Annotated in this window: 25 protein-coding genes; 10 read left to right on the forward strand and 15 right to left on the reverse strand. The window is 59.1% G+C overall.

Translation table 11 applies throughout. The annotated features are described in order from the left end of the window. Positions 1 to 5: 5 nt before the first annotated feature. From HF931_RS04030 to HF931_RS04045, 4 genes are all read right to left on the reverse strand, one after another. Complete coding sequence (locus HF931_RS04030; protein WP_273241957.1) at positions 6 to 785, reverse strand: GGDEF domain-containing protein; 780 nt, start codon at positions 783 to 785, stop codon at positions 6 to 8. 178 nt (positions 786 to 963) lie between these two features. Continuing rightward, complete coding sequence (locus HF931_RS04035; protein ID WP_035549661.1) at positions 964 to 1,152, reverse strand: hypothetical protein; 189 nt, start codon at positions 1,150 to 1,152, stop codon at positions 964 to 966. 65 nt (positions 1,153 to 1,217) lie between these two features. Then, entirely contained in the window at positions 1,218 to 1,418 is a 201-nt protein-coding gene (locus HF931_RS04040; RefSeq protein WP_273241958.1) for a hypothetical protein, read from the reverse strand. A gap of 165 nt (positions 1,419 to 1,583) precedes the next feature. After that, positions 1,584 to 1,796, reverse strand: a complete 213-nt coding sequence (locus HF931_RS04045; RefSeq protein ID WP_273241959.1) for a hypothetical protein — start codon at positions 1,794 to 1,796, stop codon at positions 1,584 to 1,586. A 147-nt stretch (positions 1,797 to 1,943) separates the two neighbouring features. Here HF931_RS04045 and hisF point away from each other — a divergent pair, with 147 nt between their 5' ends. Together hisF and HF931_RS04055 are read left to right on the forward strand one after the other, a co-directional pair. Beyond that, on the forward strand, positions 1,944 to 2,711 hold the full coding sequence (gene hisF / locus HF931_RS04050) for an imidazole glycerol phosphate synthase subunit HisF (protein ID WP_273241961.1): 768 nt from the start codon (positions 1,944 to 1,946) through the stop codon (positions 2,709 to 2,711). A gap of 89 nt (positions 2,712 to 2,800) precedes the next feature. After that, a complete protein-coding gene (locus HF931_RS04055) occupies positions 2,801 to 3,217 on the forward strand; it encodes a GFA family protein (RefSeq protein ID WP_035549672.1) in 417 nt (138 codons plus the stop codon). On the opposite strand, the gene HF931_RS04060 is transcribed toward HF931_RS04055, so the two are convergent. Then, positions 3,214 to 4,029 carry a crotonase/enoyl-CoA hydratase family protein gene (locus tag HF931_RS04060; RefSeq protein ID WP_273241962.1) on the reverse strand — a complete coding sequence of 272 codons (816 nt, stop codon included), beginning with the start codon at positions 4,027 to 4,029 and terminating at the stop codon, positions 3,214 to 3,216. The genes HF931_RS04055 and HF931_RS04060 overlap by 4 nt on opposite strands. A gap of 109 nt (positions 4,030 to 4,138) precedes the next feature. On the opposite strand from HF931_RS04060, the gene hisE reads away from it, so the two are divergent. Continuing rightward, positions 4,139 to 4,480, forward strand: coding sequence for a phosphoribosyl-ATP diphosphatase (hisE, locus tag HF931_RS04065; protein WP_273241963.1), 342 nt, complete (start codon positions 4,139 to 4,141; stop codon positions 4,478 to 4,480). On the opposite strand, the gene HF931_RS04070 is transcribed toward hisE, so the two are convergent. Both HF931_RS04070 and HF931_RS04075 read right to left on the reverse strand, forming a co-directional pair. Then, on the reverse strand, positions 4,477 to 5,448 hold the full coding sequence (locus HF931_RS04070) for a glycosyltransferase family 2 protein (protein ID WP_273241964.1): 972 nt from the start codon (positions 5,446 to 5,448) through the stop codon (positions 4,477 to 4,479). The genes hisE and HF931_RS04070 overlap by 4 nt on opposite strands. 114 nt (positions 5,449 to 5,562) lie before the next feature. Beyond that, positions 5,563 to 6,297 carry a DUF6065 family protein gene (locus HF931_RS04075; RefSeq protein ID WP_035549679.1) on the reverse strand — a complete coding sequence of 245 codons (735 nt, stop codon included), beginning with the start codon at positions 6,295 to 6,297 and terminating at the stop codon, positions 5,563 to 5,565. A 58-nt stretch (positions 6,298 to 6,355) separates the two neighbouring features. Between HF931_RS04075 and HF931_RS04080 the strand changes: the two genes are divergently transcribed. After that, positions 6,356 to 6,865: a prolyl-tRNA synthetase associated domain-containing protein gene (locus HF931_RS04080; RefSeq protein WP_273241965.1), complete on the forward strand. Its 510-nt coding sequence runs from the start codon at positions 6,356 to 6,358 to the stop codon at positions 6,863 to 6,865. Positions 6,866 to 6,943: 78 nt separating this feature from the next. On the opposite strand, the gene HF931_RS04085 is transcribed toward HF931_RS04080, so the two are convergent. Beyond that, entirely contained in the window at positions 6,944 to 9,448 is a 2,505-nt protein-coding gene (locus tag HF931_RS04085; protein ID WP_273241966.1) for a TonB-dependent receptor, read from the reverse strand. A 221-nt stretch (positions 9,449 to 9,669) separates the two neighbouring features. On the opposite strand from HF931_RS04085, the gene HF931_RS04090 reads away from it, so the two are divergent. Both HF931_RS04090 and HF931_RS04095 read left to right on the forward strand, forming a co-directional pair. Continuing rightward, a complete protein-coding gene (locus HF931_RS04090) occupies positions 9,670 to 11,220 on the forward strand; it encodes a tetratricopeptide repeat-containing sulfotransferase family protein (RefSeq protein ID WP_273241967.1) in 1,551 nt (516 codons plus the stop codon). A 62-nt stretch (positions 11,221 to 11,282) separates the two neighbouring features. After that, entirely contained in the window at positions 11,283 to 12,299 is a 1,017-nt protein-coding gene (locus HF931_RS04095) for an aldo/keto reductase (protein ID WP_273241968.1), read from the forward strand. A 79-nt stretch (positions 12,300 to 12,378) separates the two neighbouring features. On the opposite strand, the gene HF931_RS04100 is transcribed toward HF931_RS04095, so the two are convergent. Next, on the reverse strand, positions 12,379 to 14,838 hold the full coding sequence (locus tag HF931_RS04100) for a DNA translocase FtsK (protein WP_273241969.1): 2,460 nt from the start codon (positions 14,836 to 14,838) through the stop codon (positions 12,379 to 12,381). A 274-nt stretch (positions 14,839 to 15,112) separates the two neighbouring features. On the opposite strand from HF931_RS04100, the gene HF931_RS04105 reads away from it, so the two are divergent. Beyond that, on the forward strand, positions 15,113 to 15,988 hold the full coding sequence (locus HF931_RS04105; RefSeq protein ID WP_273241970.1) for a fasciclin domain-containing protein: 876 nt from the start codon (positions 15,113 to 15,115) through the stop codon (positions 15,986 to 15,988). A gap of 86 nt (positions 15,989 to 16,074) precedes the next feature. Here the strand turns inward: HF931_RS04105 and amt are convergent, their stop codons facing one another. Continuing rightward, a complete protein-coding gene (amt, locus tag HF931_RS04110) occupies positions 16,075 to 17,454 on the reverse strand; it encodes an ammonium transporter (RefSeq protein ID WP_273241971.1) in 1,380 nt (459 codons plus the stop codon). A 213-nt stretch (positions 17,455 to 17,667) separates the two neighbouring features. Here amt and HF931_RS04115 point away from each other — a divergent pair, with 213 nt between their 5' ends. Continuing rightward, complete coding sequence (locus HF931_RS04115) at positions 17,668 to 18,906, forward strand: FAD-dependent monooxygenase (protein WP_273241972.1); 1,239 nt, start codon at positions 17,668 to 17,670, stop codon at positions 18,904 to 18,906. On the opposite strand, the gene HF931_RS04120 is transcribed toward HF931_RS04115, so the two are convergent. Genes HF931_RS04120 through trxA form a run of 4 tightly spaced genes read right to left on the reverse strand, consistent with a single transcriptional unit; the run spans position 18,903 to position 21,046 of the window. After that, positions 18,903 to 19,208, reverse strand: coding sequence for a gamma-butyrobetaine hydroxylase family protein (locus HF931_RS04120; RefSeq protein ID WP_273241973.1), 306 nt, complete (start codon positions 19,206 to 19,208; stop codon positions 18,903 to 18,905). The two genes, HF931_RS04115 and HF931_RS04120, sit on opposite strands and share 4 nt — an antisense overlap. Further along, entirely contained in the window at positions 19,205 to 19,441 is a 237-nt protein-coding gene (locus HF931_RS04125; RefSeq protein WP_273241974.1) for a Trm112 family protein, read from the reverse strand. The genes HF931_RS04120 and HF931_RS04125 overlap by 4 nt, the downstream gene beginning before the upstream one ends. An 8-nt stretch (positions 19,442 to 19,449) precedes the next feature. Further along, on the reverse strand, positions 19,450 to 20,100 hold the full coding sequence (locus HF931_RS04130) for an LON peptidase substrate-binding domain-containing protein (RefSeq protein ID WP_273241975.1): 651 nt from the start codon (positions 20,098 to 20,100) through the stop codon (positions 19,450 to 19,452). Positions 20,101 to 20,155: 55 nt separating this feature from the next. After that, positions 20,156 to 21,046 carry a thioredoxin gene (trxA, locus tag HF931_RS04135; protein WP_035549698.1) on the reverse strand — a complete coding sequence of 297 codons (891 nt, stop codon included), beginning with the start codon at positions 21,044 to 21,046 and terminating at the stop codon, positions 20,156 to 20,158. A 244-nt stretch (positions 21,047 to 21,290) separates the two neighbouring features. Between trxA and HF931_RS04140 the strand changes: the two genes are divergently transcribed. Further along, the gene (locus HF931_RS04140; protein ID WP_273014175.1) at positions 21,291 to 21,950 is read left to right on the forward strand and encodes a LolA family protein; all 660 of its coding nucleotides are present in this window, start codon (positions 21,291 to 21,293) and stop codon (positions 21,948 to 21,950) included. Between the two features lie 249 nt (positions 21,951 to 22,199). Next, positions 22,200 to 23,003 carry an exodeoxyribonuclease III gene (locus HF931_RS04145; RefSeq protein ID WP_273014176.1) on the forward strand — a complete coding sequence of 268 codons (804 nt, stop codon included), beginning with the start codon at positions 22,200 to 22,202 and terminating at the stop codon, positions 23,001 to 23,003. On the opposite strand, the gene HF931_RS04150 is transcribed toward HF931_RS04145, so the two are convergent. After that, positions 23,000 to 23,686 (reverse strand): response regulator transcription factor, encoded by a 687-nt coding sequence (locus tag HF931_RS04150; RefSeq protein WP_035549803.1) that lies wholly within the window; start codon positions 23,684 to 23,686, stop codon positions 23,000 to 23,002. The two genes, HF931_RS04145 and HF931_RS04150, sit on opposite strands and share 4 nt — an antisense overlap. Positions 23,687 to 23,699 lie beyond the last annotated feature (13 nt).

Below are 23,699 nucleotides of genomic sequence, written 5' to 3' on the forward strand. Positions count from 1 at the left end.
GGCTGTTAAGCAGCGGTGCCAGCCGAGCGGGTGAAGCTGCCGGTCTGGCGGGAGGGGTGGTTGAAGTCCAGCGCGCGGTTCTTGCCGCCCCGCTTGGCCGCATAGAGCGCGCGGTCGGCCTGGGATAGGATCGAGGACAGCTCTGTCGTGCGGGACCCCTCGCAATAGCCGAGGCTGATCGTCACCGGCAGCGGGCCGTCTGGCGTCAGGATCGGCGTGCGGTCCACCACGGCAACAAGGGCACGGAAGGCGCGGGCCGCATCGGCCTCACTCGGGAACATGCCGGCCATGGAGAATTCCTCTCCACCGAGCCGGGCCACGATGGAATCAACCGGCGCCTTGGCATTCAGCGTGGCCGCAATCTCTCGCAGCACCTGGTCGCCAGCCTCATGGCCTAATTGGTCATTCACGCGCTTGAAATTGTCGACATCTGCGATGGCGCAGTAAAAATGGTGGCCGACAAAGCCTGCGCGGGCCTGGATCTGGCGGGCTGCCTCAAAGAAGGCGCGGCGATTGGGCAGGCCGGTCAGCTCGTCCATATGGGCGAGGCGGTAATTCTCACGCGCCAGGCGGGCGGCGCGGATATGATCCTTCAGGACGAAATAGCAGAAAACCGGCGCAATCAGCATCGGCATGATCGCTGCCATGATCAGCACATCGATTGGCGTGATCTCCGGCAGCGCCTGTATCCAGATCGCCACCATCACCACTGAAGCCAACACCGACCCCGCGATTACCAGAACTCCTGTTCTGATCGCGTTCGACACATCCTGTGAAATAGACATTGCGTCTCCCTGTCCCACCGGAGATTGATCGCATAGCCGCATTAAGCGGGTCCCTATTTCCGCAGGGGAATTGGTCAAGGGCAGTTAGGGTCTGATTATCCATGATGGATCGGGGCGGGGTCCGCGCATGAAAAAAGCCGGCCTCATGGACCGGCTTTTCTGGCGTATTTGGGCGCGATTAGCGCGCCATCTGGCGCGGCTTGTTGGCAACATTCGTGACGTGCTCGGCCACGGCCGGGATGAGGCGCGGGCTTTTGGACTGGCGACGCCCGAGGAAGTGCAGCGTTGCGCGGCGAGCGGCATAGGCTGCGCTCGTCGTTGCGGCAGCGGTTCCGGCGGCGATGGCGATCTGTTTCCAGAGTTTCATGTCAGGCTCCTTTGTGTGGCGTTCACTCAATCAATGCGCGCCCTCGCCCGCCGGTTCCGAATGGCTTAGCGCCGCCCCATCACGGGGGGCATCATCCGGCGGGTTTTTAGCGCATGGGCCACATCGGACAAGTCGGGCGCGTCCGGCGCGCGATCTGGGTGTTCCGGGTCCAGGCGTGCGTGGCGCAGGCCCTGTCGCACATAGGCATCTTCGGGACGGGTCGCGGCCTTGTCAGCGGCGCGGCGCATGGTTTTCCAGAAATTCATCTCAGTCTCCCTTGCTGATGTTGCGAGGGCGGGCGGAAGGCCCGCCATTTGGGGAGTATAGCACACAGGAGACGGCAGCCTGAGTGAAAGCCTTGTCAGGATAGCGCGCACGAAAAAGGGCCGCATAAATTGCGGCCCCGTTTCAAGCATCAATCTTCTCACGCATCAGTGCGCGGTGACCGGGTCACCATGTGGGCTGGACACGCCCTTGTGTGCGCGGAATTCACTAGAGGTATCTTCGCCATTGCGCGCTTTCGCAGAAGTGTCGTCATCGCGGCGTTGGCGCAGGAATTTGCGGCCATATTTCTGGCCGGCAAAGGCGGCGCCTGCAGCGCCCAGGACACCAGCGGCGATCATTAACTGATTACGGGTCTTCATATCGTGTCTCCTTTGGTTCGCTTCGGTTTCATGCGGGGCGGGATTGCCATCGCATTCCCCCAATCAATGGGTGGGCCCCGATCGATGTTCCATGACAGAGCGGCAAGGCGCTTCCCTTCCGCGCGCCGGACGGCTAAAGCCCCCTTCATGACCCTGAAAACCCGCATCATTCCCTGCCTGGACGTAAAAGACGGACGCACCGTCAAGGGCGTCAATTTCGTTGACCTGAAAGATGCGGGCGACCCAGTGTCGCTGGCCAAGGCCTATGATGCGCAGGGGGCGGACGAGCTGTGCTTCCTCGATATCTCTGCCACGCATGAAGGCCGGGGCACGCTGATGGACATTGTCTCTGCGACAGCGGAGCAATGCTTCATGCCGCTGACCGTAGGCGGCGGTGCAAGAAGCGCCGAGAACATGGTGGCCCTGCTCCGCGCGGGCGCAGACAAGGTGGCGATCAATTCCGCCGCCGTGGCGGACCCGTCGGTGATCTCACGCTGCGCCGCCAAGGCAGGATCTCAGGCGGTGGTCGTGGCGATCGACGCGCGGGCCGTGGGCGACCATTGGGAGATCTTCACCCATGGCGGCCGCAAGGAAACCGGTATTGATGCGGTGGCCTTTGCAAAGGAAGCCGAAGCGCGCGGCGCCGGGGAAATCCTGCTGACCAGCATGGACCGGGACGGCACCAAATCGGGATACGACCTGCCCCTGTTGAAGGCGATCACCGGCGCGGTGAACATTCCCGTCATCGCCAGTGGCGGGGCGGGCAAGGTGGAAGACCTCGCCCCCGCGGTGATCGAAGGTGGGGCAACTGCCGTTCTGGCCGCATCGATCTTCCATTTCGGTGAAGCGACGATTGCCGAGGCGCGCGCCGCCCTTGCCACCGCAGGCGCGCCTGTTCGGCCGCTTGCAAACTGAGCCCCTTTCAGATTCGTCATAAAGGCTTCAATTGCGTCATCCGCGCATCGGCGTAGTCTTTCCCTTCAGAACACAGGAAGGGAACAAACATGAGAGGCGAGTGCATTTGTGGTGCCGTCAAGATCACCATTCCAGATATCAGCGAAGTCGCTGTATGCCATTGCGCAACATGCCGTCGCTGGGGTGGCGGGCCGTTGTTTACCGTAGACCATGATGGAAAACTGGAGATTGAGGGCGAGGAGAATATCTCCGAATACCAATCATCCGACTGGGCAGAGCGCGCATTCTGTAGCAAATGCGGTAGCCATTTGTTCTACCATCTGAAATTTCACGATCACTTCGCCCTGTCAGCCGGGCTATTCCAGGACGTGCCGCTCAAGAAAATCAGCCAGCAGATCTTCATTGATCAGAAGCCAGACTTTTACGAATTGGCAAACGACACGCCAAAACTTACCGGTGAGGAAGCATTCGCTGCATTTGAGGCCTCAAACAACGAAGAGGACTAGTCCGCAAAGGACGGCTTGCGCTTTTGCATTTCTGCAAACACCGCCTCCATCTGGTTTGGTGTACGGATGATTTTGTCCTGCTCGTCTGATTCGGCCTGCAGCAATTCCGCATCCGTTGCATACTGCATCATGTTGAAGATGCGCTTGGAAGCCTGAATGGCGTCCGGGTTCTTGTTCGCGATTTGCGTGGCAAGCGCCATCGCGTCTTCCAGAGGCGTGCCAGAGACATGGGTGGCAAAGCCCATATGTTTCGCTTCGGCGCCATTGAAGATGCGGTTCGTATAGGTCAATTCACGCAGCACATCGTCGCGGACATTGCCGCGCCAGAGTGGGAAGCCGGCCATGTCCGGCACGAGGCCCCATTTCAATTCCATGATGGCGCAGCGTGTATCGGGATGCACGAACCGAATGTCGGCGCCGGACAGGATCTGGAAGCCGCCGCCAAAGGCAACGCCATGCGCCGCCGCGATGACCGGCGCCGGAATTTCGCGCCAGCCCCAGGCCACATGCTGGGCGCGATTGGCAATGCCATGCGTGCGCTCGGCCAGCGTGCTGGCACTGCCGGTGACGCTCTTGGCCCCATCGCTGCCGGAATCACTGCCGAGGCTGGACAGGTCGAGCCCGGCGCAGAAGGCGCGCCCCTCCCCCGAGACAACCACGACGCGCAGGCCCTTGGTCTCTTTCAACTGGGCGATCGCCTCATTGATGCCGTCAAACATGGCGGGGTCGAGGGCGTTCATCTTGTCGGTGCGAATGAAGCGGACATCGGCAATGCCATCGTCCAGCATGGTGATTGAGACCCGGTCTTTCATGACTCTGTTCCTGATCTGGTGGCGTTTCCTTTCGTAAAAGTGCGCCAGCGGGGCCCCGCGTCAAGCGCCCGCGCTTCCTCACGTCGCGTAAGTGCGCTATGGCGGAGGTATGACGGATCTTGGCTCTTCTGACCGCCTTGCTGCGGCCCTCGCTCATCTCGGCAGCACAATCGACGCGCGCGCGAAGGAAGGTGATGCCTCAAAATCCTGGACGGCTAAGCTGCTGGCCAAGGGGCCGGAATCCTGCGCGGAAAAGGTGCATGAGGAAGGCATGGAGCTGGCCGAAGCGGTGCGCCGCGAGAGTGATGCGAACGTCGCCAGCGAGGCGGCAGATGTACTCTACCACGCTTTCGTCGCGCTGCGCTCCCGCGGTGTGAGCCTCAATGATGTGGCCGCCGCATTGGAAAAGCGGCAGGGCATCAGCGGGATTGACGAGAAGGCCAGCCGCTAGACGTTGAATGCCCGGCGAACGAGTGAGGGCGCAAGCGGGGACACAGTGTGCCCGATCATCGAAAGCCCATAATAGGTGGTCGCGAGCCCCTTGGCGACGAGACGCCCCCGCGCGCCAAGCTTCATACCATCGGCCCCTTCATCGATGCGCCTGAACGCACCTGACAGATTCCACTTCGCCTTGCGCAGCGGGAACAGCGACGGACGCGGATCAGACTGCGGCCGGAGCGTCTGGTCCATCAACCAGGCATCATGGCCATCAATGACGGCACGCTTCAGAAAGTGGCCGAGGCCATTTGGCGGCGGATGGGAAACGCGCGCCGCCGGACAAATCTCGATCTGTTCGCCTGTCTTGCGCAACTGGTCGGCCAGCACATAGCAGCGCCCCCGCACCAGGTCGCTGTCCGGGAACGGTGCGCGGAGAAAGGTTTCCCGCTCGATCAGGAAATTGTTGGCAAAGAAGCGATCGCTTTCAAAAGCCTCTGTCGCAGGCGACCGCGGCGGGAAGAACCAGAACAGGGCGAAGGCCCGGTCCAGCAGGTTGACAGGTTCGACATAGGTCTGGCCGCCGACAATGACCGCATTGCTGCTGCGACGAGCTTCCAGCAACGTTTCGAGCCAAGCCTCTTCCGGCACGACATCACTGTCGATGAAGCATAGCCAGGGCCGCGTCGCGAGGGTCGCGCCAAGATTCTTCTGCTCGTAATATTCCAGATCGTGGGCGGCTTCGATGCGGATCTCGGCGCACGCCTTCGGGTTCCAGACCGAATCCACGAATTGCTTCAGGGCACTGGAATCAATGGCCTCTGGATCATGCAGGATCAGGATTTCGGCAGGGTCCGCAAACCGGTCAGCCAGGGCCGCAATCTGTCCGGACACACATTCGAGCATGTCTGCGGCGCGATCCGCCTCCGCGAGCTTGGCGTTCTCCCATTCCATGATGACCGAAAGGCCGGGATACCTTGTCATAAAATCTGTTCCTGCCTACCGGGACACCTTATCGCGAAAGCAATATCCGCGCCAAGCAAGGCGAATGTGCCAGCGAGGCGGGAAATCCGGACACATGCGCGAATATTCAGCGCGCTATACCTCTCTCGGCGGTTTCAGGCGGCGTTTTGTCTGGTGGGTGTCTGCCTTGTCGCCGGTGGGTTTTTCGCCACGCATATAGTGGCGCTGCCAGCGTTCTTTCATGGCGTTTTCCTCGCCACCCGCGAGACGCGTATTGAAATCAGCGCGGCTGTCGCGCCACGCGTCATATTCCTTCACCAGCTCCTCATTCGAGCGTAGCAATTTCCGCTCCGGCTCGATCTCTTCCAGCTTCTTGTGTTCCATCAGCGTGATGAAGGCGAAGGGCTCGCCCTTTTCGAAGATCACCTCGCCAGGGCGGGTCATCTGCCAGTTCATCGTGAACGGAAACGGTAGCCAGTCTGTCTCAACGAGGCCTGTCAGCGGGTAGATGCCATCCTTCGGCCAGTTTGGCGGGCCGGTGACCCAGACGCCCCAGCCGGGCGGCGTGCGGAACAGATGGCCTGTATGGAAAGTGACGATTCCGCGCATGAAATGAGCATCGGCAAAGCTGGCGATGGCGTTCGGATCCCCGCGGGTCAGCAGCTGGATGTCTTCATTCCGGTTGCCGCCATTCCACTTGATCTTGATGTCCATCGGGCACAGCAATTCCCAGCCCGTGGCGTTTGCCATGGTCAGCGGCAGGCAGCGATAGGGATGGCGATCCGTGAACGCATCCATCCAGTCGCGATTGGAGCGCGCGGGCACAAGGTCTGGCGCGACATCATAGATCTTGTAGCAGTCGAGGTGCATGGAAGCGGTATCCGGGGCAAAGCTTGACGAGGCCTCAAGTCTTGGCCCAAACGGCGCCATGACTGCAACCCCCGATGATCTGTTCGCCTATCTGGATGAGTTGGGCATTGCCCACACCACGCACTGGCACGCGCCCGTCTTCACCGTGGAGGAAGGCCGGGACCTGAAAGCGTCGATGCCGGGCGGGCATACGAAGAACCTGTTCCTGACCGACAAGGATGGCACCATCATCCTGATTGCAGCGGAGGCGCACTCACAGTTGAAGCTGAACCGGCTGCACCGGCTGATCGGCACGCGGCGGCTTTCCTTTGGCGCGCCGGAATTGATGGAAGAGGTTCTGGGCGTCACACCGGGATCCGTTACGGCGTTCGCGTTGATGAATGACCGGGAAGGACGCGTGCGCTTTCTGGTGGATGCGGCCCTGATGGCGCATGATCCGGTGAACTTCCACCCGCTGACCAATACAGGCACAACGGCCATCGCGCGGGACGACCTGAAAGTATTCGCGCGCGCAACGGGACACGGGTTCGAAGTGGTGGACTTCACCCAATTGCTGGACGGGGGCTGATCCCATGCCCCAAAAAGGGAGGGGCCGCCCATGACAGGCGACCCCGGGGATTGACTTGCTGAAAAGTCTTTTGACTGACTAATCGAATGTATATTTCAGACGCACACCCATCGAGCGCGGTGCGCCGACGTGCGTGTAGTAGGTACGCTGATAGACTGGACCGCCGAGATCATCGGACAGAACCTGATTGTAGAGATTCGTGCCGACGACGCCGGTTTCGTAGAACTCATCGAACAGATTGTTCACGAAGAAGGTCGCCTGCCAGTCACCCGTGTCATACACCGCGGATACGTTAGCCAGCCCAAAGGAATCCAGCGTCAGGCCATCGCCGAGTCCACCGGTCCGGCTGAGCACGTCGCCCTGCCATGTGTAGCCGGCATTGAACGCAAGTTCGCCATCTGCAAACGGCATGACATAGGTACCGAAAACGGACAGCTGGTCTTCAGGTGAGCCCGGAAGGCGGTCGCCATCGCTGCCATCCAGAAGGACTGTGCCAAAGCCTGGAGGCGAAATGGTACCGACAAGACCCGGCGCATCAGCCGTCAGTTTGGCCTCAGTGTGACTGTAGCTGCCGCGGACAGACAGGTTTTCGTTTACAGCCCAGGCTCCACTGACTTCGAAGCCTTTTGATTCCGCACCTTCGGCGTTCACCGTGATCGGAATGGATGCGTTGATCGTAGCGGAGGTGAGCTGCGGATCGGACCATTCGATGAAGTAGACGGCACCGTTCAGCGTCACCCGGCCATCCATGAGTGTTGATTTGAATCCAAGCTCATAATTGGTTGTGGTGTCAGGACCGTACTGCGACTCATCCCGTGTGGAGATATCGCCCGCACCCGGCCCGAATTGCTGTCCCGGCAACAGCGCACAGGCGCCCTGCTGGTTGTCTGTCGGATCATAATCCGGGCAGACGCCGATACCGTTTGAGTTACCGATACGATAACCTTCACTGACCGTAAAATAGCCAAGAATATCGTCAGTGAACTCATAAGACGTGTTGAACTTGAAAAGTGTTCCGTCGTCTGACTGGCTGGTGCGTTCGGTACCGTTGGGGCTGCCGGCCGCAAAGTCAGACTTCAGGCTGTTTTCCAGATCATTGATGCCGACCGGCTGCAGATAGTCCGGGCCACTGTCAAACAAGGGGAAATCCACATCACTGAAGGATTCAAGATCGTACTCATAGTAGCGACCGCCAACCGTGACGGTCCACTTGTCTGTGATCTCAAACCCGATTTCACCGAACAGAGCCATTTCCTCAAGCTCGGAGAAGAACTGGGAATAGTATTCCAGATCGTCCGGACGGTCGAAACCAACATAGTCCGCATAGCCCGGCGTGTATTCTTGTGAATACGACGTGACGTCTGAGTTGTTGTAGAACGCGCCAATGATCCAGTTGAATCGGCTTTCCGTCGTCGAGACGAGGCGGACCTCCTGGTTGAAGGTGTTTTCACGGCCCTTCTCATGCGTGAAGGAGGTGAAGGTCGGGAACAACTCATAGCTGTATTCCAGAGAGATCAGCAGATCTGTCTGGTCGCGCTGGCCATCATCGTCGAAGCGGGAATAACCTGTCGCAGAGGTCAGTTCCGCAAAGCCGAGATCAGCTGTCAGCTCAAGCGCGAGCAGCTGGTTCGTGATCTCGTTCGGCTCTTCGACGCGCTTGGCCAGCTCATACTTGCCGGTCTGGAGCGTGTTGCGCCAGCTGGAGCCTTGGCGGCCATCAATGTCCGACTTCTGATAGTAATAGGTTGCCGTACCATCGAGCCAGTCGAGCGGCTCCCAGCGCGCAGCAAGGCGCCCAGACACGGTCCGTTCACCATTCGCGTCGGAGACGCCGCGCAGATTCGCAGCCACGTCAGACGGATCGGAAAAATCCGGATCCGGGTCAGACACGCCGATTTCCTGAACGATATAAGGATAATCGATGAAGCCGGAATCGTCTTCAAAGTCGATCGAGCCTCGGATGGCAAAGTTCGGCGCCAGCGCCTTGTTGAAGGTAAGGCCTGTCTCATAGCTGAGGGATGCGGCCTCGGAATACTTCGAGACTTCAGAGCGTACTTCGAGAAGATCACCGCCGAAATCCGGCTTGTTCGGAATGTAGCGAATCGCGCCGCCCAGCGTACCCGCACCATAGAGTGTGCCCTGTGGCCCAAGCAGAACTTCGACACGCTGCATGTCGTTCAGCTTCAGGTCCACGAACAACGGAATTTCGCCAATATAGGTTGCGACCGTGCCGCCACCATCATTGTTCCCGTCGCCGGAGCCGAGCCCATCTGCATTCAGGCCGCGCACGATCAACGGGTTGCCCTGACGGCCCCCGCGATCCACCACGTTGATACCGGGCACGTAGGACAGCATATCGGACAGTTCGTCGAAGCCCTGCTCCTCGATCTGTTCGCCGCCAACCGCTGCAATGTTCAACGGAATGTCCTGAACGCTTTCGGCGCGGCGAGTTGCCGTTACAGTGATTGTCTGCGCGCGCAGTTCGCTGTCGCCTGAGGCGTCTTCCTGGGCATTGGCGCCCATGACCAGGCCCGTCGCAAGTACGGCGAGGCTGGTCTGTCTTAACAAGCTGGATTTCGACATAAAATTCTCCTTAAGTTCCTACCTCACCTTCCTGAGCAGGACATCGGAGGGACCCCTCCCTCACGCCGCCGTCCCATACGGCAGCACGATTGTTCCCAAGGAGTAAGATTTTTGGCACGCCTGTGCGTCACCCGTCTGCAGAACAGGATGAAAGGAGCACAGCTCTGACCAATAATTGGGCAAATTCACCGCAAAGCGCCCTGCTAGACGAGGCAGCCGCCATGCTGGCCAGACAGGAATACCGGGAGGCCCATGGATTGTGCATGAAAGCGCTGCAGGCTGACCCGGCAGAGCCGCGCGCCTTTTACCTGCTTGGCATTCTCACGGCGGACCATTCAAATCATTCAAAAGCGATTGAGCTGTTTGACCGGGCTCTGGCGGTGGGGACACCCCGTTCGGACATTCTGGCGCAGAAGGCCCGGTGCCAGATCGCCCTGCTCCAGCGGGAAGAAGCTGTACAGAGCGCTGAGGCGGCGGCGAAGCTGGAACCGGATGACGCGTTCACGCTGGACACGCTTGGTGTCGTCTTCAGCCGGGCCGGCCTGCACGCGCGGTCCCTGGGTTTTTACCAGCGTGCCACGGATGCGGCGTCGGATGTGGCGGCCTATCACTACAATCATGGCGCGGCACTACAGTTTGCCGGGCGTATGGATGAAGCGCGCGATGCCTACCGCACATGTCTTGCGCTGGACCCTTCCGATACGCGGGCGCGCGCAGCCATTGTGCAGATCACGAAACAGACAGAAAGTCAGAACGAGATCGCTCAGCTGGAGCAGGTTTTCCCGTCGATTGCGGACGATGCCGATGACGCCCTGCGCATCGGCCATGCACTCGCCAAGGCGCATGAAGACCTCAACCGTCCGGCAGATGCGATGCACTGGCTAGCGCGCGCGAAGGCCGTAAAATGGGCGGGCCTGCACCATGACGAGGCGTTCGATGCGGCTGTGTTCGAGGCTGCAAAGCGCGCGGCGGATGAGCCGGGAGCTGGCGGATTTTCCGATGCTGCGCCGATCTTCATCGTGGGGATGCCCCGCACCGGCACAACTTTGGTCGACCGGATCCTCTCCAGTCACAGCGAGGTCACCTCAGCCGGGGAACTTGCCGATTTCGGCCTCGCCCTGAAGCAATTGTCGGGCACGCAGTCGAACTATGTGCTCGATGCGGAAACACTGAATGCTGCGGCTCGGGTGGATGCCACGACGGTGGGCCAGACCTATATGGCGCGGGTGAAGGCCACGCTCGGCCTGTCGGGGCGGTTCATCGACAAGCTGCCGCTAAACGCGATCTATGCGCCGATTATCCTGTCCGCATTGCCAAACGCGCGGATCATCTGCCTGCGGCGGCATCCGGCCGATACGGTGCTCAGCAATTACCGCCAACTGTTCGCGACGCGGTATCCGTATTATGATTACGCGCTGAACCTGGAAGCGACAGCGAACTATTATGTCGGCTTCGATCGCATGATCCGCCATTTCTCGGACACGCTGCCAGCTGACCGGTTTACGCAAGTGCATTATGAGAACGTCGTGGCAAACATTGAGGGCGAAGCCCGGCGCCTGCTTGACTTCTGCGGGCTTGCCTTTGAGCCGCAATGTATTGAATTCCATCGGAATGCTGCGCCTGTCGCGACGGCCAGTTCCGCTCAGGTGCGTGAGCCCCTCTACACACGCGCGCTCGCCCGGTGGAAACGCTACGAAGCGTATCTCGGCGCGGCGCTGGACATATTGGAAGCGGCTGACTGCATCCAGGCCAGCGAACGCGCTGCCCCTTAGGCAACTCTGGTCATACCGGCGTCAGGCATTAGACTTGACGCCGAAACAGGGAGTCACTCGCCATGAAACACCGCCGCCTCGGCAAGAGCGCCATTTACGTGTCCGATATCTGCATGGGCACAATGACGTTCGGGTCGCAAACCGATGAAGCCGAATCGCACAAGATCCTGGATGCCTGCTTCGACGCCGGGATCAACTTCTATGACACGGCAGAAAACTACCCCGTACCGCCAAAGGTGGACTGGGCCGGGCGGACAGAAGAGATCTTTGGCCGCTGGATGAAGACCAAGGATCGCGACCGGATCATCGTCGCCACGAAAGTGTGCGGCCCGTCTCATGGATGGATCAAGGGCTCTCAGCGCGGGGAAATGACGGCGCTGGACCGACACAATATCCGCCGCGCGATCGAGGCCAGCCTGACACGCCTGCAGACGGACTATGTCGACCTGTACCAGACGCACTGGCCAGATCATGGCACCGATTTCGAAGAGACGATGGAAACGCTGGACGATTTGGTCCGCGAGGGAAAAGTTCGCGTCGTCGGCTGCAGCAATGAAGACGCCTGGGGCCTGATGAAAAGTATCGAGACGTCCAATCGCCTGGGTACGGTGCGTTATCACACCATTCAGAACAATTTCAGTCTGAACAATCGGCGCTTCGAAGATGCGCTCGCCAAAGTGTGTCGGCGTGAAGGCGTTAGCCTGATCCCGTACTCACCTCTTGCAGGTGGGGTTCTGTCAGGCAAGTATCAGGACGGCGCGCTTCCGGAAGGCGCACGTTTCTCCAGCTACCTGCAGCATGGCGGGCGCCAGACACTGATGGCTGGACGCTTCGTGAATGAGAAGTCCCTGGAAGCAACGCGCCGATACATGGACATCGCGAAGGACGCGGGCATGGCTCCGGTGACGCTTGCCACAGCGTGGTCAAAACAGCATGATTTCGTTGCGTCCACCATTGTTGGCGTTTCCAAATTCGATCAGCTGGCGGATATACTGGCGGCAGCTGACTTAGAGTTGTCAGACGATGTCATGAAAGCGTGTGATGCCGTTGCCAAGGATGTCATGTATCCGATGGGCTGAGGTTTAAAAAGGTCGAGCCCCCACCCGCTTCTGTGTCGGATGGAGGCTCTTCCTTTGTGACCCACCAAAGCTTGTGGGACTATTCCGGGCTTGGCCGTGCGCTGGCGAGAACTTCCCTCTTGCCAGCATGGTTCGGCGCAGAGATCGCGCCTTCTTCTTCCAGTCTGTCGATAACACCAGCCGCCTTGTTGTAGCCGATCTTCAGGCGACGTTGGAGATATGAGGTCGAGGCGCGCTGGTCACGCACAACAATGGCAAGCGCTTGGGCGTAGAGGTCATCCTCTTCGTCGCCGGAACTGGTGCCGAGCATCGCATCCATGACAGCTGACCCTGTGGAACCATCGTCAGGCGCTTCGAGCACATCCATGACATAGTCAGGCTCACCTTGCTCCTTGAGCCAATCGACAACAGACCCAACTTCCTCATCCGACACAAACGGGCCATGAAGACGTTGCGATTTCTTGCCGGGAGCCTGATAGAGCAAGTCACCCATGCCGAGCAATTGTTCCGCACCCTGCTCACCAAGAATCGTCCGGGAGTCGATCTTCGTGGTGACCATATAGGAAATCCGTGTCGGGAAGTTCGCTTTGATCGTACCCGTAATAACGTCTACCGATGGTCGCTGCGTAGCCGTGATCAGGTGAATGCCCGCGGCACGCGCCATCTGTGCAAGTCGCTGAACACAGCCCTCAATTTCCTTGCCGGCAACCATCATGAGGTCTGCCATCTCGTCGATTACAACAACAATGTTGGGAATATGATCTGTAGGCAGAACTTCTGATTCATAAACCGGCTTGCCGTGTTCGTCGAAGCCTGTTTGCACCTTGCGGATCAGTTCGTCGCCATTGTTGCGATACTTGGCGGCCTTGTCGTTGAAGCCAGCCAGGTTCCGAACACCTGCCTTGGACATCAGCTCATACCGGCTTTCCATCTCGCGCACAGTCCACTGCAGCGCGTTCACGGCCTTCTTCGGATCGGTCACAACCGGGGCCAGCAGGTGTGGAATGCCCTCATAGATCGACAGTTCGAGCATTTTCGGGTCGATCATGATGAAGCGGCACTGCTCTGGCGAATGACGGTAGAGCAGCGACAGGATCATAGCGTTCACGCCGACCGATTTACCGGATCCGGTTGTACCCGCGATCAGCAAGTGAGGCATCTTGGACAGGTCGACCACGGTGGGCACACCGCCAATGTCCTCACCCAGCGCCATCGGCAGGCTGGCCCGCGTTCCGACATAGGCTTCGGACTGGAGCAGTGTGCGCAGGAAGACCGTATCGCGATCCTCGTTCGGCAGCTCGATCCCGATGGCATTCTTGCCGGGCACGACGGCCACACGGGCAGAGATGGCGCTCATTGACCGGGCAATATCGTCTGCAAGAGAGATCACGCGAGATGACTTGACGCCGGGGGCCGGCTCCATCTCGAACAGGGTAATCACCGGGCCTGGGCGCACTTCCTTGATACGGCCGCGCACGCCGAACTCTTTCAGCACATCTGTCAGGCGCGCAGCCTTTTCGAGCAGGGCATCCTCGTCCACCGTGTCGCCGCGCTCCTCTGGCATCTGGAGCAGGTCGATGGAAGGCAGGCGTGTTGATTTGCGGCGACGTTCGGATTTGGTCACGCGCGGCTGGCTCGGCGCCTTTGGTTTCGACACAGGTACAGACAGGCGACGCGTCTGGATGGGTTCGAAATCGTCGTCCTCATCTTCATACATCTCATCCTCATCGAGGGACGTCTCGTCTTCCTCGTAGGACTCGTCGTCTTCCTCGTCATAGTCGACATCATATGAGTCTGCATCGGCGTACTCCTCATCTCCTTTGACGACGCGTGCGCCGCGGTTGACGCGTTCCACATCTTCCTCATCCACTTCCTGAGCCTTTGGCTTGAAGTGCGAAGCGACAGAAACGAGGAAGCCACCAATACCGGTTGCCTTGCGCGCGGCATGACGCCCGGACTGTGTCGCGGCATGCTGCAACAATTGCGCATCGCGGCGACCGAAACCCATGGCCGACAAGGCGGCCCACATGGAGGCCGCGCCGAGCAAGGCCCCCGCCCAAGTGTTCGGTGATGGCAAGAGCAAGGCGCGGAAGGGCATGGAGGCGTAATAGAATAGCGCATCCCCGACCATGCCGCCGAGCCCTGCGGACAATGGCCAGGATTCCGGCACGGGCCATGCCGCGAAAAATGCAGCGGAAAGCGGCACAAACGCAAAACCCATCAGCCAACGGCGCACGCGCGGCATGCCGATCAACACAGTACGCATGGCGCCGCCAATCATCATGGCAAGACCCGCCGCCCAGGCTGACCAGCCGAGCATCTGCCGCGACAAATCCGCAAAGATCGCGCCGGGCCCGCCGAACAGGTTTTGAACTTCCGCGTCTGTTGCTGCATTCCAGCTGGGATCGCTGGGCATGTAGGAGCCAACGCTTCCGCAGATGAATACGCCCAGACCGAAGGCCGCCGCCCCTGTCAGGATCCGCCAGATCGGGTCACTAACACTTGGGAGGTCATCTTCAGTGTAAACGTAATCTGTCATGGGGTGAGGCATCTCCACTGGGGTCGCGGGGGAGCCCTCACTCTGCCGCAACACGCTTAACGCCCGGCAAACGCGCGTAAAACTTTTGCAGCGCGCAAATTAACTTTTCGGAGACCATGAGTGCCTGGACCTTGATGATTTTGAAGACCGAATTGATCCAGATCAAGAAGGCTGATCGCGTGTGCGGAATCGCGTGTATTCTCTGTAACCTTGGGAACTCTCAGGCCGGGGGCGCCATTGATCGAGCGAGACCAACCCCAAAGGAGAGCTCGATATGAAACGCACATTGATCGTTCCCGCAACCATCGCCCTATTAACCGGTATGGCCGCTACGGCGCAGGAAACTAACGAATCCGCCGCAGAAATTAACACCTCGGCCGCAATCGAGGCAGAGGCAGACGTAAACACTGATGAAATGTCTGTTGAAGAGCTGAACGCGCTTCAGCTGGATGTTCTTGAATCATCTGACACGACCGAGGCCAGCGAAGAGCAGATATTCACCGCGCAGGCAGACACCGACACGATGACGGCCGATGCTGATCGCAAACATCCGACCGGCGACACCAAGTCCCATGAATGGGACAAGGCCGACATGGACAAGCAGGTCACCGCAGAGGCTGATCTGGAAGCCGATACAGAAATGGGTATGGGCGGACCTGATTACGCGTCTGAAACCGACGCGATGACCGATACCGCGATGCAGGGCACTATCGCCCAGCTTGCCTCTGAAGACGCCCGCTTCACGACCCTCGTTGCACTGGTTGAACAGGCCGGCCTGAATGAAAAACTGGACGCCGATGGCGAATACACTGTCTTCGCGCCGACGAATGCCGCCTTTGAAAAGCTGGACCCTGAACTGGTCACCAAGCTGAAATCCGGTGAGGCCAACGACACGCTGAAATCAATTCTGAAGACGCATGTCGTCGAGGGTGAAACCATGAGCAGCGCGCTGGTCGAAGGCGACAACACAGTCGCCACGATGGCAGACGCAGACCTGATTGTCCGCAAGACAGGCGACAGCGTTACAATTGGCAATGCGACGGTCGTCGCTGCTGACATCGACGCATCAAATGGTGTGATCCACGCAGTCGATACGGTCATCATTCCAGCTGATCTGGAGCTGACCGACGAAGAAGAGACAGAGTCATAAGGCTCCTCCCCTTCTGGCCATTGTGCCAAGGAAAAAGCCCCGGCAGATCGCTCTGCCGGGGCTTCTTTCTTGGGAGGTTACGCAGTTTAGTTTGCAAACTCCGGATAGGCTTCCAGGCCGATCTCGGACTTGTCGAGACCGAGTTCCTCTTCCTCGGCCGTCGGACGCACGCCGATGGTGAGCTTGAGAACGTACCAGATGATGGCAGACACGATCATCACGAAGACACCGGTCAGAACCACGCCGACCAGCTGGCCGATATAGTTCGGGTCGCCAGCTTCGTTCGGCATGATGGCGTTCGTGTACGAGAACGGAACCACCATTGTGCCCCAGATGCCGCAGACGAGGTGAGCCGGGATTGCGCCGACCACATCGTCGATCTTGAACTTGTCGAGCAGCGGTACGGAGACAACAACCAGGACACCACCGACAGCGCCGATGAGTATGGACGCCCCCATGCTTGGTGCCAGCGGCTCAGCCGTGATGGACACCAGACCACCGATCGCACCATTGAAGACCATCGTGGCGTCGATCTTGCCCTTGTACAGGATGGCTGTCGTGAACATTGCCGCGATTACGCCACCTGCTGCAGCGAGGTTCGTGTTGGCGAAGATCTGGCTGACGGAGTTGATGTCAGCGATAGAGCCAGCGGCCAACTGGGACGCACCGTTGAAGCCGAACCAACCGAACCAGAGGATAAACGTACCGAGAGCGGCGAGCGGGATGTTGTTGCCCGGCATCGGATTCACCTGCTTGCCGAAATACTTGCCGATACGTGGCCCGATGATGATGGCGCCTGCCAGAGCTGCCCAGCCACCGGTTGAGTGAACCAGAGTAGAGCCAGCAAAGTCAGAGAAGTCCCAAGCGGAGTCGAGGTAACCACCACCCCACTCCCAAGATGCCACGATCGGATAGATGAACGCGGTCAGCAGGGCTGTGAAGATCAGGAATGGCCAGATTTTCACGCGTTCAGCGATCGTACCTGATACAATGGATGCGGCCGTTGCCACAAAGACCATCTGGAAGAACCAGTCAGAAGCAGCCGCATAATCCCCGTGCGACTCTTCAAGTGGTGCGCTGGACCAGATGAAATCAGGAATGCCGAACAGGCCGGCGGCGACTGTGGCAGATGGGTAGGCCATATTATAGCCGATCAGCCAGAACATGATGCCCGCAACAGAGAACAGGGCGACGTTCTTGGTCGACTGCATTGCTGCGTTCTTGGAGCGGACAAGGCCTGCCTCCAGCATGCAGAAACCGGCGGCCATGAACATCACGATGATGCCGCCAATCAGGAACAGGTAGCTGTTGTCGACATAGGCGCTGGCACTTCCAGCAACGCTCTCTTCGAGCGCCGCAAGCCGGGCTTCCATGTCAGCATCCTGGGCATAAGCTGCTGCGCTTGCCATGATAGCGGCTGGCAGCAACGCTGCTCCGCGTATTGTATTTTTTAATGTTTGGCCCATCGGCCCCTCCTTCGTCACGAGACTGCAGAGCTCGGGACCCCCCGCGCTCTCCCAGAACCGATATGATTGCGGGCCCGTGCGAATGTCGCACCAGCATGGGGGATGACCGGTCTTTCTGGGGGGGCATGGTCAAAGCATGGGCAGTGATGCGGCGAATCGCCTAAAACTCCATCATCGCTGGACGATTGCTAACAGCGTCACTAGCTAAGGCTCATGACTCAAACGCACCCCCGGTCTGACCAGACGTATGACCTCGCCATCATCGGCGCTGGCCCCGTAGGTACGACGCTTGCCATCCTGGCAGCGCAGCGAGGATTTTCGGTCGCGCTTGTTGATGCGCGCGACCCGGACGTCGCGCCACGCCCGGATACTCGCACCTTTGCGATTGTGCGCGGCAGCTGGCGTTTGCTGGGCGCAGCTGGCGTTACAGACGCGCTCTGCGGATCGACTGAACCCCTCAACGGTCTTGAAGCAGTCGATGGCGGAACCCATTGGTTCGGTGCGCCCGGCGTGTTGTTCGGCAATGAAGACCTGCCCGACGATCCGGACGGCCAACCCCTCGGCCAGATGGTACCGGCCGCCGCGCTGCAGGCGGCGCTAGATGGCACATGCGCAGACATGGACCAGATCCACTGGATCCGCGGAAAACTGTTCCGGGACATGGAAACGGACAATTCCGGAGCGATTCTCACCCTGTCCGACGAAACACAAATCAGCGCGCGCCTTGTCGCGGCCTGTGATGGCATGAAATCGGCGGTGCGCGAGTCTGTGGGGATCATGACCGAAGGACACGATTACAATCAGTCTGTCTTTGCGGCGAACGTGAAGCTGGGCCGCCCGCATGAAGGCATTGCGCGCCAATTGTTCACACCCGAAGGCCCATTCGCCACGCTGCCTATGCCTGACAATCGCGCCAATCTTGCCTGGTACATGAAACGCGGCGCGGCGGAGACGATTGCTGCCCTGCCGGTTGAAGACATCAATGCCGAATTGAATGCCCGCTTTGCTGACTTTGCCGGGCCCATGGAAATTGATGGTCCCTATTCCGCCTATCCACTTGTCATGCAATTGGCGACGCGGATGGTAGGGCCTCGCACCGCGCTAGTCGGCGATGCTGCACACCGGATCAATCCGCTGGCAGGACAGGGGCTTAATTTGGGCTTCAAGGATGTTGGTGCGCTGATTGATGTCATGTGTGACGCGCGGGATGTGGGCCTGGATCCGGGATCAGATGTGAGCTTGGAGCGTTACGAGAAATGGCGCCGGTTTGATGCAACGGCGGCCGCCATGTTCATGGATGGTATCGACAAGGCCTTCACGAATGACAGCGCGGTTCTTAAGCCCCTTCGAGGTCTTGCGCTTTCCCTCGCGCAAAAAATCACCCCACTACGTCAAGCACTCGCCCGCCAGGCAAGCGCCGATCAGGCCCATCTGCCGAGCTTGATGCGCTAGTCCGGCTTTGCAAGCTCCCGCAGGAGTTTCCAAGTATAGAGCCCGGAATCATGCCCGTCTGAAAACCTTATACGGATGGCATAGCGCCCAACTGGCTCTGCTCCGACGACAGAGATATCTTCCGGCACAGGTGCCTGTGGCGGCTTGGGTCCGCCGCCATGTCCTCGCACCTCTGCAGAGGGGCTCTCTTCACGCAGGCGCTTGTAGGCAATCGTACCGGATACCCCGTCCTCGAACGCAATGGCCAATTCCTGGGCTGATTTTCTGAATGCCAATTTTGTGGGCCAGGATGGTTCGCTCATGCGGTGGGCTCGTCATCGACTTCCACGGCATCCAGGTCTCGCGCCTCATCCGCGAGCATGATCGGAATTCCATTGCGGATAGGATAGGCAAGCCGGGCCTTCGGGGAGACGAGTTCATCTTTTGACCGGTCATAACTGAGCGGCTGGCGGCTGACCGGGCAGATCAGGATTTCCAGTAGGCGCGGATCAACCCCGGAAGGGCCCAAGCGCTGTGTCGCGGTTTCATCGGACATGAGAGCCTCTATTGCAGCGTGCCGCCGTCTTCGCCGGACACATCCATTTCAAGCAGGGTGATGAGCGTTTCAGCGCGATCTTTCAAGGTAGGTGCTTCAACGAGCGCCTGTTTTTCCATTACGGAGAATGGACATCCGGAGCAGAGGGCATTGACCAATGTTTCCAGCGGCGCTTCGTCCACAGCGCTCCAATCCGTCGACATGTCGTGCGCCTCAGTATAGTCGTGCAGTGCAGATACCAGACGAGACCGGTCAGGAAGTTTGGAATCTGGAACGTCTTTCAGGTCCGCTTCATAGGGTGCCCAGTCTGGCACGACCTGACGATAGGGCGTCATCACGGAAAGTTCTTCCTTCACATCAAACCGGGCAATTCCGGTCAGCGTGATCAGGTAGCGCCCATCGCCGGTTTCCGACCACGCGGTGATCCGTCCAGCACATCCTGTATGGGCAACATCCGGTTTTGCCTTGGAGCCGCCCACAGACTGGATCATGCCAATCATCCGCGTATCCTGAATGACGTCATCAATCATGTTCAGATAGCGCGGTTCGAAAATGTTGAGCGGCAATTGCCAGCGCGGGAACAGCAACGCCCCCGGCAGCGGAAAGATAGCCAGCTCCTCGGGCAGTTCGGAAAGGCGCGTGAAGCTGGGCTGTGACATATACTCGATCTCTTTCTGGTGTTGCCTGAAAGAGGGATGTGGCGCGCCTACGCCATCAGGCAAACATGAGAGACGCCAGACGACGCCGACCGCTGACGGTTGCTGGGTCAGTTGCGCCAGCCGCTTCAAACATTTGTAGCAGCTTTTCCTTGGCCTTGCCCTCTTTCCAGTCGAGGCCGGCGCTGAGGATAATCAGCAGATGGTCAATGGCGTCCCCGAAACGCCCTGCCGCGGCGTACTTTTCGGCAAGGTCGAAGCGCTGGTCATGATTGTCCGGATCAGCGAGTACAGCTGACAGCGCCTCCTCAAACTCATCCGGAGCGGCCGCGTCATCGCCCATCATGTCAATTGCCGTTCGAACGCCTTTGACGGCACTGTCATTGCGCTTGTCTTCCGGCACCATTTCCAGCGTGGCTTCGGCGCGCTCCTTGTCACCATTGGCAAGATAACACCGAGCAAGGCCTGCCAGCGCAGTAACGTTTTCAGGTTCCTGCTGGAGAATTGCTGCATAGATTTGGGCGGCCGTACCGATATCGCCAGCCTGGCTTGCCGCTTCTGCCTGTTCGAGCGCCTCGGCCAGCATCTTTCCGGCATCGGTGCCACTCAGCAGCTTGTCGATAAAGGCGTTGATCTGGCCTTCCGGAAGCGCGCCCATGAAAGCATCAACCGGACGGCCCTTGTCGAAGGCGTAAACCGCCGGGATAGAGCGCACGCCGAGCTGACCGGCATAGGCGGGGTTCTCATCAATGTTGATCTTGACCAGCTTGACCTGACCGCCGCGCGCGTCGACCGCCTTTTCGATGATCGGGCCCAGCGTGCGGCAAGGACCGCACCAGGGCGCCCAGAAATCAACGATAACCGGCTGGTTCTCCGACGCCTCCACGACGTCTGCCATGAAGTCCTGATCGGTCGTGTCCTTGATGTTCAGCGATGCCGTATCGGTCATAGGTATTGTGTCCCTTGAATATCTGCACGGAACATGGGCCGCAGCATCCCATTTCGCAAGGCAGCGGCCTGACACCGAAGCACGCGGTCTACGTTCATCTGGCAGTCAATTCCGGTGTTGCACTTGTTGAAGGTGAACCGCGCGCAACGAAAAGCGACGAAAATACCTTTTTCGCGCCCTGTTTCTGCAAGGCCCGCGCGCTTAAGTACTAGGCCATTGGTCAACGAACTAAGGAGACCGCAAAATGTTGAATATCCTGGCAAGCCTTGGAGCGATCACCGCAATCGCAACGTCGCCGCTCCCACTCAGCCTGCAGGCCACTGAGGCCGCAGCGCCAGCACCGCAAGTTTCCGAACCGGCCGGCTTGAGCGAGGCTGATCGTCAGCGCCTTCTGAACCGAGCATCTACGGCCTTGGCCAAGGTTAAGACAGCCAGCGGCACGTTTGAGCAATTGTCACCGGACTATAGCGAATCCACTGGCCGATTTGCGTTGTCGCGCCCCGGTAAGGTTCGGTTTGAATATGATGACCCAAGCCCCCTGCTCGTCGTGAGCGATGGCACAACCGTCGGTCTTCAGGATTCCGAGCTGGAAACCACTGATCGGGTTCCCCTCGGAACCACACCGCTCGCCTTGCTGCTGGATGATGACATCGATTTCGCCACAGAGGCGGATGTGTTGGACGTAACCAACCGAAATGGCCGGGTGGAAATCACCCTGCGCGACAAGTCTGGCGAAATGGATGGCACGCTGACTCTCGTCATGCAAGAAAGCGATATGAGCCTGACCGGATGGCACACGCTGGACAGCGGTGGAAACCTGACACAGGTCCAGCTGACCGATGTTTCTTACGGTCAGCGCCTCAATCCGCGCCTGTTTGTTCTGAAGGATTTCGATAAGAACTGACGTGTTTGCACCACACCCAAGGACATAACACATTATTCACTTGATTTTTTTCTGTGGAGTGACATCTTTGCAACTGTCGATGACGAAGCAAATCGAGCGCAGCAACTGACCCCCCGCTGCAATCCTTGTGTCATCCACCGTCGGAGCCTTCCCCTCCCGACGAGACGTGTAAAGCAAGCGTCTGGCGCGCCCGAACTTCCCCGCGTTCGGGCGCGTTGACGTTTCAGGAAACACTGCTACGCAGCCTGAATGTCTAATTCTCTCAAAATCGTCAGCTGGAACATCAACTCTGTTCGCCTGCGTGCGCCAAACGTCGCCGCCTTTGTGGCGGAGGAGCAACCGGATGTTGTTTGTCTGCAGGAAACAAAGTGCCAGGACGGCGAATTTCCCGAAAAGGCCTTCAAGGAAATGGGGTTGCCGCATCTCGTGCTGAACGGCCAGAAGGGCGGGCATCATGGCGTGGCCATCGCCTCGCGTCTGCCCATCGAGCGCATCGAGGCACCAGACCTGTGCCGCCACGGACATTCGCGCGTGATCGCGGCGAAAGTGGCCGGCGTGGAAGTCCACAACATCTACTTGCCAGCTGGCGGCGATGAGCCGGATCCCGAGGTGAATGACAAGTTTGCCCACAAACTCGATTTTCTGGAGCGACTGGGACCTGCCTACAAGAAGCAGTCAAAGACGCCGCGCGTCTTGGTGGGCGATCTGAACGTTGCGCCGCACGAAAACGATGTCTGGTCACACAAGCAGTTGCTGAAGATCGTATCCCACACGCCGGGAGAAACCGAACGTCTGGAAGACTCCCGCAACCAGGCCGCGTTTGTGGACATTGCTCGCCTGGCGGTAGAGGACCACCAGAAACTCTATTCCTGGTGGAGCTATCGCGCGAAGGACTGGGCCAAGAGCAATCGCGGACGCCGGCTCGACCATATTTGGATGAACCCCGCTGCACTGCCCGATACGAAGATCGACACCTTCAAGATCCACCTCGCATGGCGTGGAGGCTGGAAACCTTCGGACCACGCGCCAATAAGCGTCGAAATGAAGGTTTAAGGTTGCAGGCGATAACCGCCAGCATCTGTCAGCAACAAGCGGGCATTAGCCGGGTCCGGCTCAACTTTCTGGCGCAGGCGATAGATGTGCGTTTCCAGCGTGTGGGTTGTGACGGTTGCATTGTAACCCCACACCTCTGACAAGAGCTCGTCCCGCGCAACAGGCTTGCCCTGCGCGCGATAGAGATATTTCAGGATGTTGGTTTCCTTCTCGGTCAGGCGCACTTTTCGGCCGTCTTCCGTGACCAGCAACTTCATCGATGGGCGAAACTCATAAGGCCCCACCTGAAATGTAGCGTCCTCGGATTGCTCAAAGCTGCGAAGATGTGCACGCACGCGCGCCAGCAACACTGAGAATTTGAACGGCTTGGTGACATAGTCATTCGCGCCGGATTCTAGCCCGAGAATCGTATCGGCATCGCCATCCTGACCCGTAAGCATGATGATTGGTGCGCGCACGCCTTTCTGCCGCATCTGTTTGCAGGCTTCGCGGCCATCCATATCCGGCATATCTACATCCAGCAGGATCAGGTCGATCCGCTCCGCCAGCGCGTGGGTGATCCCCTCATGCGCGTTTGCCGCCTGTAGCGTGTCGAACCCGTCATGCAGATCGAACTGTTCCGCGAGCGCTTCGCGCAGGTCTTCATCGTCATCTACCAGCAGAATGGTCTTTTTGCCTGTCACGGGCGTCTCCTTC

The sequence above is a fragment of the Hyphomonas atlantica corrig. genome, from assembly GCF_017795365.1.
Lineage (GTDB): Bacteria > Pseudomonadota > Alphaproteobacteria > Caulobacterales > Hyphomonadaceae > Hyphomonas > Hyphomonas atlantica.

Excerpts from the sequence above, each read along its gene's own strand:
- HF931_RS04145 (WP_273014176.1), top strand. The coding sequence starts at position 22,200 with ATGTCTAATTCTCTCAAAATCGTCAGCTGGAACATCAACTCTGTTCGC.
- HF931_RS04075 (WP_035549679.1), bottom strand. The coding sequence starts at position 6,297 with ATGCACCTCGACTGCTACAAGATCTATGATGTCGCGCCAGACCTTGTG.
- hisF (WP_273241961.1), top strand. The coding sequence starts at position 1,944 with ATGACCCTGAAAACCCGCATCATTCCCTGCCTGGACGTAAAAGACGGA.
- HF931_RS04115 (WP_273241972.1), top strand. The coding sequence starts at position 17,668 with ATGACTCAAACGCACCCCCGGTCTGACCAGACGTATGACCTCGCCATC.
- HF931_RS04060 (WP_273241962.1), bottom strand. The coding sequence starts at position 4,029 with ATGAAAGACCGGGTCTCAATCACCATGCTGGACGATGGCATTGCCGAT.
- amt (WP_273241971.1), bottom strand. The coding sequence starts at position 17,454 with ATGGGCCAAACATTAAAAAATACAATACGCGGAGCAGCGTTGCTGCCA.
- HF931_RS04090 (WP_273241967.1), top strand. The coding sequence starts at position 9,670 with ATGCTGGCCAGACAGGAATACCGGGAGGCCCATGGATTGTGCATGAAA.
- HF931_RS04035 (WP_035549661.1), bottom strand. The coding sequence starts at position 1,152 with ATGAAACTCTGGAAACAGATCGCCATCGCCGCCGGAACCGCTGCCGCA.
- HF931_RS04030 (WP_273241957.1), bottom strand. The coding sequence starts at position 785 with ATGTCTATTTCACAGGATGTGTCGAACGCGATCAGAACAGGAGTTCTG.
- HF931_RS04080 (WP_273241965.1), top strand. The coding sequence starts at position 6,356 with ATGACTGCAACCCCCGATGATCTGTTCGCCTATCTGGATGAGTTGGGC.
- HF931_RS04045 (WP_273241959.1), bottom strand. The coding sequence starts at position 1,796 with ATGAAGACCCGTAATCAGTTAATGATCGCCGCTGGTGTCCTGGGCGCT.
- HF931_RS04125 (WP_273241974.1), bottom strand. The coding sequence starts at position 19,441 with ATGTCCGATGAAACCGCGACACAGCGCTTGGGCCCTTCCGGGGTTGAT.
- HF931_RS04140 (WP_273014175.1), top strand. The coding sequence starts at position 21,291 with ATGTTGAATATCCTGGCAAGCCTTGGAGCGATCACCGCAATCGCAACG.
- HF931_RS04095 (WP_273241968.1), top strand. The coding sequence starts at position 11,283 with ATGAAACACCGCCGCCTCGGCAAGAGCGCCATTTACGTGTCCGATATC.
- HF931_RS04105 (WP_273241970.1), top strand. The coding sequence starts at position 15,113 with ATGAAACGCACATTGATCGTTCCCGCAACCATCGCCCTATTAACCGGT.
- HF931_RS04130 (WP_273241975.1), bottom strand. The coding sequence starts at position 20,100 with ATGTCACAGCCCAGCTTCACGCGCCTTTCCGAACTGCCCGAGGAGCTG.
- HF931_RS04040 (WP_273241958.1), bottom strand. The coding sequence starts at position 1,418 with ATGAATTTCTGGAAAACCATGCGCCGCGCCGCTGACAAGGCCGCGACC.
- HF931_RS04055 (WP_035549672.1), top strand. The coding sequence starts at position 2,801 with ATGAGAGGCGAGTGCATTTGTGGTGCCGTCAAGATCACCATTCCAGAT.
- HF931_RS04100 (WP_273241969.1), bottom strand. The coding sequence starts at position 14,838 with ATGACAGATTACGTTTACACTGAAGATGACCTCCCAAGTGTTAGTGAC.
- HF931_RS04070 (WP_273241964.1), bottom strand. The coding sequence starts at position 5,448 with ATGACAAGGTATCCCGGCCTTTCGGTCATCATGGAATGGGAGAACGCC.
- trxA (WP_035549698.1), bottom strand. The coding sequence starts at position 21,046 with ATGACCGATACGGCATCGCTGAACATCAAGGACACGACCGATCAGGAC.
- hisE (WP_273241963.1), top strand. The coding sequence starts at position 4,139 with ATGACGGATCTTGGCTCTTCTGACCGCCTTGCTGCGGCCCTCGCTCAT.
- HF931_RS04085 (WP_273241966.1), bottom strand. The coding sequence starts at position 9,448 with ATGTCGAAATCCAGCTTGTTAAGACAGACCAGCCTCGCCGTACTTGCG.
- HF931_RS04120 (WP_273241973.1), bottom strand. The coding sequence starts at position 19,208 with ATGAGCGAACCATCCTGGCCCACAAAATTGGCATTCAGAAAATCAGCC.